Here is a 14,715-nt window from a genome sequence, read left to right as displayed (position 1 = left end):
GGCCGCTGCAACTCTTCATCGGGTTAATGCGCTTGCGGTTAGGGCGTTGCATCGGGGTTGTCTACTTGTATCGACCCCTGAACAAATCGCCGATGGAGCGGTGCTTCTTGTCGATAAGGTCGCGCTGCCGCAAATGCCCTAGCTTGAAACGACCAATGCAATTGCCTGAACTCCGGAAGATAAAAATCAGATCTTGGCGTCGTGCGGCAGCGGCGCTGTTGCCTTTTCCAGCCAGGCCAGCGTCTCGCCGTCGAGCATTGGTCCGATCTCGGCCAGCACGCGCGCGTGGTACTCGTCGAGCCAATGCAGCTCATCGCGCGTCAACAGGTCGGACCGCACCAGCCTGGTGTCGATCGGCGCCAGCGTCAGCGTCTCGAAGCCGTGCATGGCGATGTCGCCGCCCTCTATCTCTTCGGCCGGTGTCACCAGGACCAGGTTCTCGATGCGAATGCCGTAGGAGCCTTCCTTGTAGTAGCCCGGCTCGTTGGAGAGGATCATGCCCGCCAGCAGCTTTTCAGTGCCGGTCTTGGCGATACGCTGCGGGCCTTCGTGCACGGCCAGATAGGAGCCGACGCCGTGACCGGTGCCATGGGCGAAATCGCAGCCATGTTTCCATAGTGCCAGCCGCGCCACAGCGTCGATTTCGGAGCCGCGTGTGCCCGGGGGAAAGCGCAGCATGGAAATGCCGATCATGCCTTTCAGCACCAGCGTGAAGCGTTCGCGCATTTCCTCGGTCGGCTTGCCGATCGGCACGGTGCGGGTGATGTCGGTGGTGCCGTCCTGATACTGCCCGCCCGAATCGAGCAGGAACAATTCGCCGGACTGAAGCTTTCGGCTGGTGGTGCGGGAAACCCGGTAATGCATGATGGCACCGTTCGGACCGGCGCCCGAAATGGTGTCGAAGGACACGTCGCGCAGCGGCATCTGCGTTTCCTCGCCGGTGCTGCTGCGGCATTCCTCGAGCCTGGTGACGACGGCAATCTCGTCGAGCTTGCCGGGCTTCTGCCGGTCGAGCCAGCAAAGCAGCTTGGCCACGGCGGCGCCGTCGCGTCGATGCGCGGCGCGGGCGCCGTTGATCTCGGCCTGGTTCTTCGTCGCACGAGGGATGCGGGCAGGGTCGGGCGCCGAAATGACGGTAGCGCCATTGTCCTCGACCAGCATCCTGAGTTTTTCGGCCGCCAGCACCGGGTCCAGCGCGATTTTTGCACCGCCTTCGGCCAGCGCTGCGATAACAGCTTCGAATTCACCGGGCTGGTGCAATTCGGCGAGCTGCGTCAGGTAGGCCGCGACGGTGCGCGAAAACTTGCGCTGGTCCATGAAAAGCTGGTGCGACCCATCGGCGGCGAGCACGGCGAAGCCGAGCGCCAGCGGCGTGTGCGGCACGTCGCCGCCGCGGATGTCGAAGGCCCAGGCAATGGAAGACGGGTCGGTCAGCACGGCATGGGTGGCGCCATCCTTGCCGATGGCCGAGGCCAGCCGCGCCAGCTTATCCTTGGCCAGTTCGCCGGCAAAGGCGATCGGATGGAGCTCGACCGGTGCCAGCGGTGGGCCGGGCTGGTCCTTCCAGATGGCGTCGATTGGATTCTTCTCGAGCGGCACCAATGTTGCCCCCGATTTTTCGGCCGAAGCTTTCAGCGCTTTCACATCGCCGATCGTCTGCAGCCACGGATCGAAGCCAAGCCGCACGCCCTTGCCGAGATTGTCCTTGATCCAGGTGGCGGGTGGATTGTCGACCAGACTTTCGATCGAAAAGATGTCGAGATCGACCTCCTGGCGCACCTGTAGCGTGTAGCGCCCGTCGACGAACATAAAGGCACGGTCACCGAGCACGATGGCGACGCCGGCCGAGCCGCTGAAGCCGGTCAGCCATTTTAGCCGCGCCGAGCGGTCAGCGACATATTCGCCCTGATGCTCGTCGGCACGGGGCACGATGAAGCCATCCAGGCCGTTGGCAGCCAGCCATTGGCGCAGCAACGCCACACGCGGCTTGCCGACGGCGGGGTCGCCGGCGGAATCAAAGGTCTGGAACATGATGGCCTCTCCTCGGATGCTGGCGCGACCGTAGCGCATGGCCCCGAAAACCGGAATCTACTTTTGCTGCACGGACCTTCGGTTCGGAGAAAATCAGCGCAAGATCAAAGTGCTACAGCATCAGCCGCCTGACAATCGGCGGAATTTGGTCCAGCAGCATCGCTTTTGCGCATAGGCGCCATGCAGAATCGGCGATTTTCAAATAGGTCAGCAGAGCTTACCTTTTTGGAGTGGAGGAACGAGTCTTATTGCCCTGCAAAGGAGACCATCATGTCCACGATTTCAGCCAGACGCGGATTTTTCCGAAGCGCCATGAACGCTCTCATCGAAGCGCGCCAGCGCGAAGCGAGCCGCTATGTGAGCGGGGTTCTGCTTGGCTTTGACGACGAAACGCTGAAAGCGCACGGCTACGATCGCGAAGAGCTGAGGAAGGCGGCAAGGTCGCCCTACGTCTGAGCGAATTGTCGGCCTTGCGTTTGAAAGTGCTGGGCCTCACCGTTTGAGGTGGATCGTCACCCAGCCCTCGCGATGCAACGTCCTGACATGGCGGAACTGCTGGCCGACATAGGCCGAGATCACCGCGTCGCGTTGCCGGTCGAGGATGCCTGATAGCACGATCGAGCCGCCCAAGACGACATGCCCGGCCATTTCGGGTGCCAGCCGCATCAGCGGCCGCGCCAATATGTTGGCGACGATGAGCTCGAAGGGACCGCGCGCGGCAAAGATCGGGTGGTGGAAGCCTGGCGCGGTCACCGTTTCCACAAGCGCCTTGACGTGGTTGAGCCGTGCGTTGGCGGCGGCGACGTTTACGGCGACGGGGTCGATGTCGGTCGCCAGCACCGGGATGCGGGCGAGCTTGGCCACCGCGATGGCCAGTACGGCACTACCGGTGCCGAGGTCGAGCGCGTTGCGCGGGTGCTCGCGCCGCACAACCTTTTCCAGCATTTCAAGGCAGCCGGCGGTGGTGCCGTGATGACCGGTGCCGAAGGCGAGGCCGGCCTCGATCTCGATGGCAAGCTCGCCGCTGCGGCGCTTGCTGCGGTCATGCGCGCCGTGAACGAAGAAACGGCCGGCGCGCACCGGCTTCAATCCCTCCAGCGAACGCGTCACCCAGTCGATATCGGGCAGACGCTCCCGCGCAATCGGTCTCGACAGGGCTAGCCCGGCAAGAATCTCGTTCACGCGTGCCTCGACGGCATCGACATCGCCGTCGGCGTAGAGCGACACTTCGTGGATGTCGCGATCCTCATCGACTTCGAGCACGCCAATCGGCAGGCCTTCGTCCTCGAAGGCTGCTTCGAACGCCGCGAAGATACGGTCGGCCTCGATTTTTCCAGTGGTGAAATAAAGCCGCGTTTGGGTCAAACGATGTTCTTGCTTGAGCATGATCTTTTCCGAAAACCGGTCCCACTTTTCGGGGTCATGCTCTAACCTTCCGCCAGCCGCTTGAGCTTGGCGATGGCAGTGTCCGAGCTTTCGCCGTAGGCGATGGTGCCGGCGAAATCGCCCCTGGCATTGAGCAGCAGCACCGACGCGGTGTGGTCCATAGTGTAGTCGCCGTTGCCGGTATCGACCTTCTTCGAATAGATGCCGAAGGATTTGGCCATGGCGTGGACCTTGTCCGGTTCGCCTGTAATGCCGAGGATGCGGTCGGAGAAGTTGCTGATATAGGCGTTCATGATTTCGGGCGTGTCGCGCTCCGGGTCGACCGAGACGAAATAGGCGCGCAGGTTCTTGCCGTCATCTCCCATCGTCTTCAGCCAGCCGGCGAGTTCGAACAGCGTGGTCGGGCAGACCTCCGGGCAATGGGTGAAGCCGAAGAAGACGACGCTGGGGTGGCCGCGCAAGGCAGCCTCGGTGACCGGAGCGCCCTTCTGGTCGACCAGCGTGAACGGCGCGCCAAACGGCTCGCCGCCATAGTGCCCGCGGTACCAGTCGAAGGTGAGCCAGCCGATGCCTGCTGCCATCAGGACGAGAATGCCGACCAGTATTGAACGCATCATCGTTGGTGTCCGTCGTGATTTCATTGGCGCCGTACCGGCGCAGGGTCTGTTCGGCGAACACTCTTAACGGTTTGATCTCGTGCGCGCAAAGATGTCGCGTTGCCGCAACCGGCTTTCTGTCAAAAGGTGATCCGCTTGCAAAGCGCTGCCGCCCGTCCCACCTGAGGTCGGCAAAACTCGAACCGCAGGAGGCTTCCTTGCAAGGACTGATTGGGCGAAAACTGATCGGCGGCGCTTTGGCCGCATGCCTTATCATCGGTGCCGGTGCGGCCGTCGCCCAGGAGGTGGGCAAGGTCGGCGTCGATTGGCTAGGCAACGACATCATCGTCGAGGCGGTCAAGGACCCGAAGGTCGAGGGCGTGACCTGCCACGTCTCCTATTTCGACCGTGGCGTGATCGATCGCCTGCAGAAGGGCAATTGGTTCGAGGATCCGTCCGATTCCTCGATCTCCTGCCGCCAGACCGGGCCGATCACTATCGGCGACATCGACATGAGCGAGGCCGGCGAGGAGGTATTCAAGCAAGGTATCAGCCTGATCTGGAAGAAGCAGGTGGTGAACCGCATCTATGATAAAGCCAATGAGACCCTGATCTATCTGTCGCACTCGCGCCAGGTGCAGGACGGTTCAGCGAAAATGTCGGTCACCACCGTGCCGCTCTATGGCCAAAACGTGGTGTGGACCAACGGCAAGCCGAAATAGGCTCTGGCAACAGGTGACGGACGATTGGTCCCGCTTGCGGCACCAATCGGCGACGCGACAATTGCTCCCGCCTTGCAGGAGCAATTGCGCTGACGTAAAGCCGCTGGAATGGACCGTCCTGAAAATCTTGTCCCCAAGGATTCCGAGCCGCGCATCCACCCGACCGCGGAGTTGAAGGCATGCAAACTTGGACGCTATGCCTCGATCGGCGAGCGGGTCATCTTGCGTGAAGTCACAGTGGGTGATTTCTCCTATTTCGAGCGCCACGCCGAGGCGATCTACACGACCATCGGCAAGTTCTGTTCGATCGCCGCCAACAGCCGCATCAACGCGCTGGAGCATCCGATTGAGCGGCTGACCCAGCACAAGGTCAGCTACCGCCCGAACGAGTATTTTCGCTGGCTGGGCGTCGACGCGGGCTTTCGGGAACGGCGGCGGGCGAAGTCCGTCAGCATCGGTCATGATGTCTGGATCGGCCATGGCGCGGTGATCATGCCTGATGTGACCATCGGCAATGGCGCGATCATCGGCGCCAATGCGGTGGTGACGCGCGACGTTCCTGCCTATGCGATTGTCGCCGGCGTTCCGGCCAGGCAACTGCGCCAACGCTTCGCGGCGGACATCGCCGCGCGGATCGAACGTCTTGCCTGGTGGGACTGGCCGGTCGAAAAATTAGCCAAGGCCATCCCCGACATGCAAGCGCTGTCGATCGAGGTTTTCCTCGACCGCTGGGAAAACGAAACTCCCTGATCTTGCGGGTGCGTGCCCGGTTACATCAGTGAAATCCCTCCTTGCAAGGGAACCCGGAGTGGTTGTCGGTTGTTACTGTTGCCATGATCGAGAAGCGTTTCACGAAGATCGCCAACTACGTTGCCCATCTTGCCGGTCTGCCGTCGACATTCGCCGTCTGTTTTCTGATCATTGTTGCCTGGGCGATAAGCGGGCCGTTCTTCGGCTTTTCGGATACCTGGCAGCTCGTCATCAACACCGGCACGACGATCGTCACCTTCCTGATGGTGTTCCTCATCCAGAACACCCAGAACCGCGACGGTACTGCGATCCAGACGAAACTCGATGAGCTGATCCGGGTCGGCGAAGCTCACAATACTTTTATCGGCATCGAGCACCTGACCGAATCCGAAGTCGAGGAAATCCGCAAAACATGTGAACAGGCGGCGAAACGGCATGACCAGAAGATCGCCGATGCGGCGGTCAAGAAAGTCGTTGCGCGAAAGCGCGGCTCGAAGACACGTGCGGCGTAAGCGTCAGCTTTCCATGAACTTCGCGAAAGCGTCCTTGTGGTCCGGATGCCAGCGCGACAGGGCAGGGCGGTTCTCGACGATGTCGCCGATCGCCCAGGTCATGCGCTTTTCGTCCATCGGCCGCGTCGTCTCGTTATCAGGACACAGGATGTAGAAGTCGCCCCGCATCAGCGAGGCCAGCATGAAGTCGATGACTTGCTCGCCTGTCCAGGCGCCGGCCGGCTTTTTGGTCGCACCTTCGGTGAGACCCGTATAGGTGAAGCCCGGGATGAGCAGATGCGCCGACAGATGGGCGCCCGGCTCGTTGCGCAGCGCGTGCGCCAGGCCTTCGGTGAAGGTCTTCACGGCCGATTTGGAGACATTGTAGGCAAGGTTCCCGGGCGGCGTGGTGATGCCTTGCTTGGAGCCGGTGTTGATGATCAGACCCGGCGTGTCAGCCGCGAGCATGCGCGGTGCGAAAACCTGGACACCATGCACGACGCCCCAGAAATTGGCATCCATCAGCTCTCTCCAGGCGACGCGGTTTTCCCACGGTTTGCCGGGATTGTTGCCGACGCCGGCATTGTTCATCAGCACTGAAACCGCGCCAAAGGCAGCGTAGGCAGCATCCGCCAGCCGGTCGACATCGTCGATATAGGAAACGTCTGCGTCAACGGCACGAACGGCATCGTCGCCGCCGATCGCGGCAAGCGCTTGCCGGGCCTGATCGAGGCGCGCGCCGCCGATGTCGGCAATGACGGTTTTCATGCCCATGGCGGCGAATCGTTTGGCCGCGGCAAGGCCGATGCCGCTGGCGCCGCCGGTGATGACGGCAACGTTGCCGGAGGCAAGGGCAGGCAAAGCGCTCTGGATTTCGGCGTCGGTGGTCATGGCAATGGTGTCCTCTTCGAGTTGTACAGAACTTAACGCGGCGAGGGCGCCGCGCAAGCCCGCTTTGGCGTCCTCGGGTTGACCGCATCGGCAGGCGCTGCGCATGCTGTCCTGACAAAAAGGAGATTTGCTAATTGACCGATTGGATCGAGATCCTGAAAGAACAGACCGCTACCGGCGACCAGATGAGCCGCGAAGTGCCGCAAATGCTTGCCAATCCCGACATCAGCGAAGCGCAAGTGAAGACGCTGTTTTCAGCGCTCGAAAAACAGGCGGAGTTCGTTGAAAAGCTGCGCATGGCGCTGGAAAAATTCGGCCATGATTTTTCGGTGATCAAGGCGGCCGAGCGGCTGGAGGAGCGCTATGCCGATCTTGCAGCCTCGGTGGCGGAGAAGCTGAAAGCAATGCGGGGATAGGAACGCCGGCGCTTTTGATCTGCTGTCCGGCACGGCAACCAGCATAAAGCATGACGCCTAGCGACTGGCGCGGAAGTCTGGCAGGGCGACATAGAGAACCATGGTCAGGGCGCCGAACCTGTCAGGAGCAGGTCCGGGCAGAGGGAACCCATGGCGTGAAAAGGCGTTGGCGTCGCGATCCCGGACAGTAGGAGGTCGAAATGACGGTCAATGCCCAGCCATGACGCGCGATCACGAACTCGCCGGCGCCGCCGCAATATGTGCCGTTGCTGCCATGATTGCGGTTCTTTTCGCCGGCAGCACGGTGCTGACGCCGCTTTACGTCATTTATAAACAGGCGTTCGGTTTTTCGCAGATCACGCTTACCCTGGTCTATGCCGTCTATGTGGTGGGCAACCTGGCGGCGCTGTTGATGTTCGGGCGCTTATCCGATGTCATCGGCCGCCGGCCGGCCGCCTTGGCGGCGATGATTGTGGCGGGCGTCAGTGCGCTGTTTTTCCTGTTCGCCGAAAATGTCGCGTGGCTCGACATCGCGCGGATTCTGAGCGGCCTAGGAATAGGCGTCGGTGCGGGAACCGGCACCGCCTGGCTTGCCGAGCTGGTCGCAGCCGAAGACAAGTCACGCGCCGCCATCATTGCCACCAGCACCAATTTTCTGGGTCTAGGCCTTGGCGCGGTGACGGCGGGACTGCTCGCCGAATATGCGCCGTGGCCGCTCAGGCTGACATTCGCCGTCTATCTGGCGGTGCTCGCCGTTGTAACGGTGCTGGTCTGGCGGACGCGGGAAACCATTTCACAACCGGGAAAACTGGCCGATGTCTCCATGCAACCACGGCTCTCGGTGCCTGGTGAAATCCGCACCGGTTTCGTGGCGCCCGCGGTAACCGGCTTCGGCGCCATGGCGCTGGTCGGTTTCTACGCGGCGCTTGCACCGAGCATCCTGGCGCAGCAGCTCCATATTACCAACCATGCCGAAGCCGGCGCCTTGTTCTTCGAACTGGCGATCGTGGCTGCCGTCACCATACTGGCGACAACGCGGCTTTCGAGCCGCAGCACCATGCTTGCAGCACTTGTCCTGATGATCCCGACCGTCGCATTGATCGTAGCGGCGCAGGTCTTCGCTTCGATGGCGATCATGACTGCCGCGACTGCGTTCTGCGGCGTCGCGGCAGCGCTCGGCTACCGTGGTGGCCTGCAGGTGGTCAACCAGATCGCGCCGGCCGACCGCCGCGCCGAAGTGGTCTCAGCCTTCTTTATCTGCTGCTTTTGCGGCAATGCGCTGCCGGTCATCGGTATTGGGATCCTGTCGACAGTGACAAGCCCGGCCACGGCAAGCCTGGCCTTTGCCGGCATGATTACCCTCTTTTCCCTGGTGGCGCTCGCATTCGGAGCCAGATATGCGCGGTGAGCCGATGGTTCAGCCGTTCGGCGTCTCGGGCGAGAGATGCGCGCGCTGGCGCGGCACGCCGAGACCAGTGTCCGGCGGCTCGCCGGCTGCGGGCCTGTCCTCTATCATGTGCATGGTGCGCCAGCGGCCAAAGCGGTAATAGGCTGCTGCCAACGCGAGCGAGGTGATCGAGCCGACCGGAAAGCTCCACCACAGCGCTTCCTCGCCGATCACGCTTCGGAAGAAATAGGCGAAGCTGGTGCGCACCAGAAGCACCGAGACCACCAGGATGATTAGCGGCGGCATCACCGCGCCGGTGGCGCGCACCGTGGCGAAGAGCACGATGGTGACGCCGAACAGGATGAAGGACCAAGACGCGACATTGTTGATGTGAGCGGCGATGTCGATCGCGGCACTGTCGCTGCTGAGGAAGAGGCCGAGCACCGGGCGGTCGAAAACGAAAAGCAGCGCGACCAGCGCGCCGGTCAGGACGAGGTTGAAGGCAACGCCTGACATGGCGATGCGGCCGATGCGGTCCCAGCGCCCGGCGCCGACATTCTGCGCGGCCATCGAGGAGACAGCGGCGCCGATCGCCAACGCCGGCATCTGGACGTACGTCCAGAGCTGCGCGGCGATACCGTAAGCGGCCGCGACCTGCGAGCCGTAGGAATTGACCATGCCCATCACCGTCAGCGCCGCGGCCGAGATCACGATCATCTGCAGGCCCATTGGCACACCCTTGAGGACGACGATGCGCAGCAATTTCGGGTCCGGCCGCAGCAGCGCGAGATTGGCGCCGGCCAGCCGCAGCGGATGCTTGCGCGCATAGAGCACGACCAGGATGGCGATGACGCTGACCGTCTGGCCGATCAGCGTCGAGGTGGCCGATCCCGATACGCCGAGTTCGGGGAACGGGCCGAAGCCGCGGATGAGCAGCGGGTTCAAGATGATGTCGAGCACGACCGCCAGCGCCATGAAGATAAAAGGCGTGCGCGAATCGCCGGCGCCGCGCAGCACCGTCATGACGAAGGAGAGCAGGTTCATCATCGGCACGGCGACAAAGATGATGCGCAGATAGGAGCGGGCCAGAGGCAAAGCATCTGATGGCGTGCCCAGCGCATTGAGGATGGCGTCGACCCAGATCCAACCGCAGACCGCAAGCACCACCGAGACGGCGAAGAAGAAGGTGGCGCTGGTGCCGACGATGCGCTGCGCTTCGGGCAGGTCTCGCGCGCCGACCGCTTGCGCAATCAGGATGGTCGCTGCCATGCCGATGCCGAACACGGTACCGAGGATGAGAAACAGCACGAGATTGGCGTTGGACGTGGCCGTCAGCGCCGATTCGCCGAGGAAGCGGCCGACCCAGACGGCGTTGATCGACCCATTGAGCGACTGCAGCACGTTGGAACCGAGCACCGGCAGCGCGAACAGCAAAAGCGTGCGCGGTATCGGGCCGCTGGTGAGATCGCCGGTCCGCCGGGGCGCGGGCATCTTGTCGTCCATGGCAGGCAGCTCGGCAAAAGATCATATGAATCAGGCCGCGATGATATCGCAGGGCTGTTCCCTGTGCATCTCTTTCCAGGCTACAGTTACCCCGCAGCGAAGGCATTACCCGCAAGGCCGGCCGCACCATCAATCACTATCGCGCGCGATCAGCTCCAGCGGCCAGACTTCGCGGATGGTGCGCGGGCCTTCCTCGCCGGCATAGGCCGGGATCGAGGCCAGCAGCATTTCGGCGAGCCGTCGTCCCATCGGCTCCAGGGGAGGGCGGAAGCCGGTCAGTGCCGGCGAAAAGTAGCGGCAGAGCGGGGTGTCGACGATGACGATCACGGCGATGTCGTGCCCCGGCTTGATGCCCATCTCGACCAGCGCCTTGCAGCCGCCGAGCGCCATAGCGTCATTGTTGAAGATGATGGCGGTCGGCGGGTCCTTGGAATTCATCACCCCGGGTGTCACCTCGTAGCCACCGGCCTCGTTGATGAAACCGGACGCAATCAGTTCGGGATCGACCTCGATGCCGTGCCGCCGCAACGCTTTGCGGTAGCCGGCCAAGAACAGGTAGCCGAAGTTGAGGTCGAGCGACGGGCGGATGGCGGCAATGCGGCGGTGGCCGCGCGCAACGAGGCGATCGACAGCGTCGGCCCCGGCCTTTTCGAAATCGAGGTCGAGCGAGGGATAGGACTTGCCGCCGGAACGGCTGCGGCCGAGCGTTGCGAAGGGGAAGCCGACGCTGGTCAGATAATCGATGCGCTCGTCCTCGCGCCGCGTCCAGGCCAGCACCACGGCGTCGGCCCGGCGCGTCTCGACGACACGGCGCAGGCGCTCCTGCTGATAGTCGCCCGGCGCGCCCATGACGACGATCAGGTCGAGCCCGCTTTCGGCAAGTTTCGCCTGCAGCCCGGTCAGGAACGGAATGAAGAAGGGCTCGCCATATTGCTGATCGCCGGGATGCGGCTGCAGCATGAAGGCGATCGAATGGGTCGAGCCGCGCCGCAGGCTGCGGCCGGACTGGTTGGGCGAATAGTTCAGCTTTGCCGCCGCATCGAGCACGCGCTGGCGTGTATCGGCGTTGACGTCGGCGCGACCGTTGAGCGCGCGCGACACGGTGCCGATCGAAATGTTCAGGTGACGTGCAAGGTCGTGAATGCTGGACGCCAAAGGACAGGTCTCCCCCTTTCCTGGCTAGCACCGGCAGCCGCACAGGCCAAGGATAAAGACGGTTTTTCGCGAACCGCCAATTGACATTCTACGTCATCGGGTATGTTGTCGTAAACGTTTACGGAAAAACGTTTACGGCCATGCCGTGAATGCCGTGACTTCGGTCTGGAGGGACCGAACGGGAGGAGTCGGATGATGGATGTCGTCCTGGTCGGCTGCGGCGCGATGAGCAAGCAATGGCTCGATGCCGCAAGGCAGGTTGAAGGGCTCAGGATTGTCGGCCTTGTCGATCTCGATGCCGAGAGGGCGAAGGCGCGGGCGCACGAATACGAGCTCTCAGGCGCCATCATCGGAACCAGCCTTGACGCCGTTCTCGACCAAACCAAGCCGCAGGCGGTGTTCGATGTCGTGGTTCCCGCAGCCCGGCGCGATGTCGCGCTTTCGGCCTTTGCGCATCACTGTCATCTGCTCACCGAAAAGCCGCTGGCCGACAGTCCTGACAACGCGCGCGCCATCGTCGAGGCGGCGCGCAAAGCCGGGCGCGTCCACGCTGTCGTCCAGAACCGCCGCTATGTCGCCAATATCAGGCGTATCAGGCGCTTTCTCTCCTCCGGAGCCATCGGCGCGCCAACCAGCATCCATGCCGACTTCTTCGTCGCCCCGCATTTCGGCGGCTTTCGCGAGGAGATGGCCCATGTCCTGCTGCTCGACATGGCGATCCACACGTTCGATGCGGCTCGTTACATGGTCGGCGGCGAGCCGGTGAGCGTCTATTGCCAGGAATGGGAGCCGGCCACTTCCTGGTACCTGCAGGGGTCGTCGGCCAGCGCTGTCTTCGATCTCGGCGGCGGCAGACTGTTCACCTATGCCGGCTCGTGGTGCGCTGCCGGCTTCCGCACCAGCTGGGAAGGTAGCTGGCGCATCGTCGCCGAGCGCGGCAGCCTGATCTGGGATGGCCATGACGATCTGAAGGCAGAGGTCGCGCTGCCGGTTCGCGATGGGCTTTTCGACAAGACCGAGCCGGTCGTCGTGCCGCCCCTCGATCCCGCTGATCGCGTCGACGGCCATCTCGGCATCATCAGGGATTTCATGCACGCCGTCGAAACCGGCAGCGAGCCGGAAACGCGCGGCTCAGACAACATCAAAAGCCTGGCCATGGTTTTTGGCGCGATAGAGAGCGCTGAGACCGGGCGCCGCGTGGCGATCGCACAGGACTTACAATGACGCCAAACCCGCTTCTCGACATCAGGATCGGCACCATGGTGCGGGCCAATCTCGACGACCCTGCAGCCTACATCAAGGCGATCCTGCCGCTCGGTTTCGAGAGCATCCAGCCCTTCTTCTGGCAGACACTGGGCGGCAAGGATCTGCCAAGGCTCGCTGGTCAAATCCGCGATGCCATCGGCGATGCCGACGTCATCGTCTCGTCGCTCGGCGTGTTCGGCAATCCGCTGGAGAGCGGCGATGTCGATCACGGCGTGCTCGAGGCCTGGGAGACCATCATCGACAATGCGCATCTGTTCGGCACCTCGATGGTCAGCGGCTTCACTGGCCGCATCCGTGGCAAGCCGCTTACGGACAGCTTGCCGCGCTTCCGCGAGGTCTGGGGGAAGCTGGCCAAGCGCGCCGCCGACAAGGGCGTTCGCATCGCCTTCGAGAATTGCGCGATGGACGGCAACTGGGCGAGCGGCGACTGGAACATCGCCCACAATCCCGACGCCTGGGAGCTGATGTTCAACGAACTGCCCGATGAGAATCTGGGCCTCGAATGGGAGCCCTGCCACCAGCTCGTCTATCTCATCGATCCCATGCCGCAGATCCGCAAATGGGCGCCGCGCATCTTCCATGTCCACGGCAAGGACGCGACGGTGCGCTGGGATGTGATCCGCGAGCATGGCGTGTTCGGCCGGCTGCCATTCGTGCAGATGCGCACGCCGGGCTTCGGCGACAGCGACTGGACGCGGGTGATCAGCGAATTGCGGCTGGCCGGTTACAAGGGCGCCATCGACATCGAGGGCTGGCACGATCCGGTCTATCGCGGCGATCTCGAGATCACCGGACAGGCGCGGGCGCTCGACTATCTCAAGCAATGCCGGGGAGGTGCGACGTATCTGCCGAACCCGGTTTGAGGATGAGCCGGCGGGAGGAGCCGGTCAGCGAAGTATTGCGGCGAAAAAGGCCGAAGCATTCGTCGAAACCCCTCGGCTTGCGAGGGAACAATGGGAGGATAAGTGCATGAGCATCGCGATGAGAACGACAGTTCTGCGCTCGATCGTCGTGGCGGCCGCCACGGCGCTCGCTGCCGCAATCTCCACCTTGCCGGCGCAGGCACTCGACGCCCAATGGTGCAAGGATGTCCATATCCGCTTCTTCGTCGGTGGCGCCGAGGGCGACGCCTTCGGCACCATCGTCTACAATGGCGCCAAGCAGGCGGCGGCCGATCTCGGCCCGAAGGTCGACTACATCTTTTCCCAGTGGGATGTCGAGAAGATGGTGCAGCAATTGCGCGAGGCGGTCGCGGTCAAGCCCGGCGGTATCGCCATGATGGGCCATCCCGGCGACGCCTCGATCATGCCGCTGGCCGAACAGGCGCATAAGGACGGCATCAAGATGATGTACCAGAACGTGCCCGTGCCGAAAGTGGTCGCGGCGTTCGGCGGCGGCTATGTCGGCGCCCAGCAGGAGCAGCAAGGCCGCGCGCTCGGCGCTGAAGCGTTCAAACTGGCGGGGCTCAAGGCCGGCGATAAGGCGATCATGATCGGCCCGTTCGAGAACGAGAGCCGCGGCGCGCGCGAGCGCGGCACTGTCGCTGCTCTCAAGGAAGCGGGCGTCGAGGTTATACAGCTCTCTTCGCCGCCAAGCGGCGAATGGGCTTCCGACCCCAATCTGGCCATTCCGGTCATCACGGCGGCACTGCTCAACAATCCTGATGTCAAGGCGGTCGGCTATCCCGGCGGACAGATGCTCGGCAATGTCCCGACCTACATGCAGGCGGCGGGCAGGAAGGCGGGCGATATCTTCAATTTCGGCTTCGACACCAGCCCGCAGATCGTCGAAGGCTTCAAGGGCGGCTGGGTGCAACTGACGGCCGACCAGCAGCCTTTCCTGCAGGGTTATCTGCCGATCCTCAGCCTCTGCCAGCAGGTGGTACTGGGCCTGGCGCCGATGAATGTCGACACCGGCGCCGGTTTCGTCACGCCGGAGAATTACGAGATCGTCGCCGAGCTCGCCAAGCAGGCGTTGCGCTGACCTCCCAAGCCGCCGGGCCGGGGTTTGAACCGCCGCGGGGGGGCCAGGCGGGCACAGCCGGGCGGAAAAAAAAAGAGGGTTGGCCAGGGCGCACCCCAACAAGAACAGCGGCGGATAACGAAATACAACAGGAGGGGG

General features: G+C 63.0%; 15 protein-coding genes. 9 read left to right on the top strand and 6 right to left on the bottom strand.

Translation table 11 applies throughout. From position 1 onward, the window contains the following. Window positions 1–186 precede the first annotated feature (186 nt). Window positions 187–2,031, bottom strand: coding sequence for an aminopeptidase P family protein (locus NKH73_RS23675; RefSeq protein ID WP_352936797.1), 1,845 nt, complete (start codon window positions 2,029–2,031; stop codon window positions 187–189). 270 nt (window positions 2,032–2,301) lie between these two features. Here NKH73_RS23675 and NKH73_RS23670 point away from each other — a divergent pair, with 270 nt between their 5' ends. Continuing rightward, the gene (locus NKH73_RS23670) at window positions 2,302–2,487 is read left to right on the top strand and encodes a hypothetical protein (RefSeq protein WP_095483353.1); all 186 of its coding nucleotides are present in this window, start codon (window positions 2,302–2,304) and stop codon (window positions 2,485–2,487) included. Between the two features lie 36 nt (window positions 2,488–2,523). Here NKH73_RS23670 and NKH73_RS23665 read toward each other — a convergent pair whose 3' ends face one another. Together NKH73_RS23665 and NKH73_RS23660 are read right to left on the bottom strand one after the other, a co-directional pair. Then, a complete protein-coding gene (locus NKH73_RS23665) occupies window positions 2,524–3,396 on the bottom strand; it encodes a 50S ribosomal protein L11 methyltransferase (protein WP_352936935.1) in 873 nt (290 codons plus the stop codon). Between the two features lie 62 nt (window positions 3,397–3,458). After that, entirely contained in the window at window positions 3,459–4,034 is a 576-nt protein-coding gene (locus tag NKH73_RS23660; protein WP_352936794.1) for an SCO family protein, read from the bottom strand. A 206-nt stretch (window positions 4,035–4,240) separates the two neighbouring features. Here NKH73_RS23660 and NKH73_RS23655 point away from each other — a divergent pair, with 206 nt between their 5' ends. The 3 genes from NKH73_RS23655 (at window position 4,241) to NKH73_RS23645 (ending at window position 5,997) form a co-directional block, all read left to right on the top strand. Continuing rightward, the gene (locus tag NKH73_RS23655) at window positions 4,241–4,735 is read left to right on the top strand and encodes a CreA family protein (protein WP_502893920.1); all 495 of its coding nucleotides are present in this window, start codon (window positions 4,241–4,243) and stop codon (window positions 4,733–4,735) included. Window positions 4,736–4,843: 108 nt separating this feature from the next. After that, complete coding sequence (locus NKH73_RS23650; RefSeq protein ID WP_352936790.1) at window positions 4,844–5,485, top strand: DapH/DapD/GlmU-related protein; 642 nt, start codon at window positions 4,844–4,846, stop codon at window positions 5,483–5,485. A gap of 83 nt (window positions 5,486–5,568) precedes the next feature. Beyond that, the gene (locus tag NKH73_RS23645) at window positions 5,569–5,997 is read left to right on the top strand and encodes a low affinity iron permease family protein (RefSeq protein ID WP_352936934.1); all 429 of its coding nucleotides are present in this window, start codon (window positions 5,569–5,571) and stop codon (window positions 5,995–5,997) included. Window positions 5,998–6,000: 3 nt separating this feature from the next. Here the strand turns inward: NKH73_RS23645 and NKH73_RS23640 are convergent, their stop codons facing one another. After that, window positions 6,001–6,867 (bottom strand): SDR family NAD(P)-dependent oxidoreductase, encoded by an 867-nt coding sequence (locus NKH73_RS23640; protein WP_352936788.1) that lies wholly within the window; start codon window positions 6,865–6,867, stop codon window positions 6,001–6,003. A gap of 134 nt (window positions 6,868–7,001) precedes the next feature. Here NKH73_RS23640 and NKH73_RS23635 point away from each other — a divergent pair, with 134 nt between their 5' ends. Both NKH73_RS23635 and NKH73_RS23630 read left to right on the top strand, forming a co-directional pair. Further along, a complete protein-coding gene (locus NKH73_RS23635) occupies window positions 7,002–7,283 on the top strand; it encodes a hypothetical protein (RefSeq protein ID WP_029351415.1) in 282 nt (93 codons plus the stop codon). A gap of 220 nt (window positions 7,284–7,503) precedes the next feature. Continuing rightward, window positions 7,504–8,691, top strand: coding sequence for an MFS transporter (locus NKH73_RS23630; protein WP_352936786.1), 1,188 nt, complete (start codon window positions 7,504–7,506; stop codon window positions 8,689–8,691). A gap of 9 nt (window positions 8,692–8,700) precedes the next feature. Here the strand turns inward: NKH73_RS23630 and NKH73_RS23625 are convergent, their stop codons facing one another. Together NKH73_RS23625 and NKH73_RS23620 are read right to left on the bottom strand one after the other, a co-directional pair. Next, window positions 8,701–10,173 carry an MATE family efflux transporter gene (locus NKH73_RS23625; RefSeq protein WP_352936784.1) on the bottom strand — a complete coding sequence of 491 codons (1,473 nt, stop codon included), beginning with the start codon at window positions 10,171–10,173 and terminating at the stop codon, window positions 8,701–8,703. 129 nt (window positions 10,174–10,302) lie between these two features. Beyond that, window positions 10,303–11,328, bottom strand: coding sequence for a LacI family DNA-binding transcriptional regulator (locus tag NKH73_RS23620; RefSeq protein ID WP_352936782.1), 1,026 nt, complete (start codon window positions 11,326–11,328; stop codon window positions 10,303–10,305). A 192-nt stretch (window positions 11,329–11,520) separates the two neighbouring features. Here NKH73_RS23620 and NKH73_RS23615 point away from each other — a divergent pair, with 192 nt between their 5' ends. From NKH73_RS23615 to NKH73_RS23605, 3 genes are all read left to right on the top strand, one after another. Continuing rightward, window positions 11,521–12,552, top strand: coding sequence for a Gfo/Idh/MocA family protein (locus tag NKH73_RS23615; protein ID WP_352936780.1), 1,032 nt, complete (start codon window positions 11,521–11,523; stop codon window positions 12,550–12,552). Next, complete coding sequence (locus NKH73_RS23610; RefSeq protein WP_352936778.1) at window positions 12,549–13,457, top strand: sugar phosphate isomerase/epimerase family protein; 909 nt, start codon at window positions 12,549–12,551, stop codon at window positions 13,455–13,457. The genes NKH73_RS23615 and NKH73_RS23610 overlap by 4 nt, the downstream gene beginning before the upstream one ends. Before the next feature lie 106 nt (window positions 13,458–13,563). Then, the gene (locus NKH73_RS23605; protein WP_352936776.1) at window positions 13,564–14,577 is read left to right on the top strand and encodes a substrate-binding domain-containing protein; all 1,014 of its coding nucleotides are present in this window, start codon (window positions 13,564–13,566) and stop codon (window positions 14,575–14,577) included. Window positions 14,578–14,715 lie beyond the last annotated feature (138 nt).

Origin of the sequence: Mesorhizobium sp. M0938 (genome assembly GCF_040319125.1) — a bacterium.
GTDB lineage: Bacteria > Pseudomonadota > Alphaproteobacteria > Rhizobiales > Rhizobiaceae > Mesorhizobium > Mesorhizobium robiniae.
Note: the sequence above shows the minus strand (reverse complement) of the source record. Positions and strands in the feature narration are given on the sequence as shown.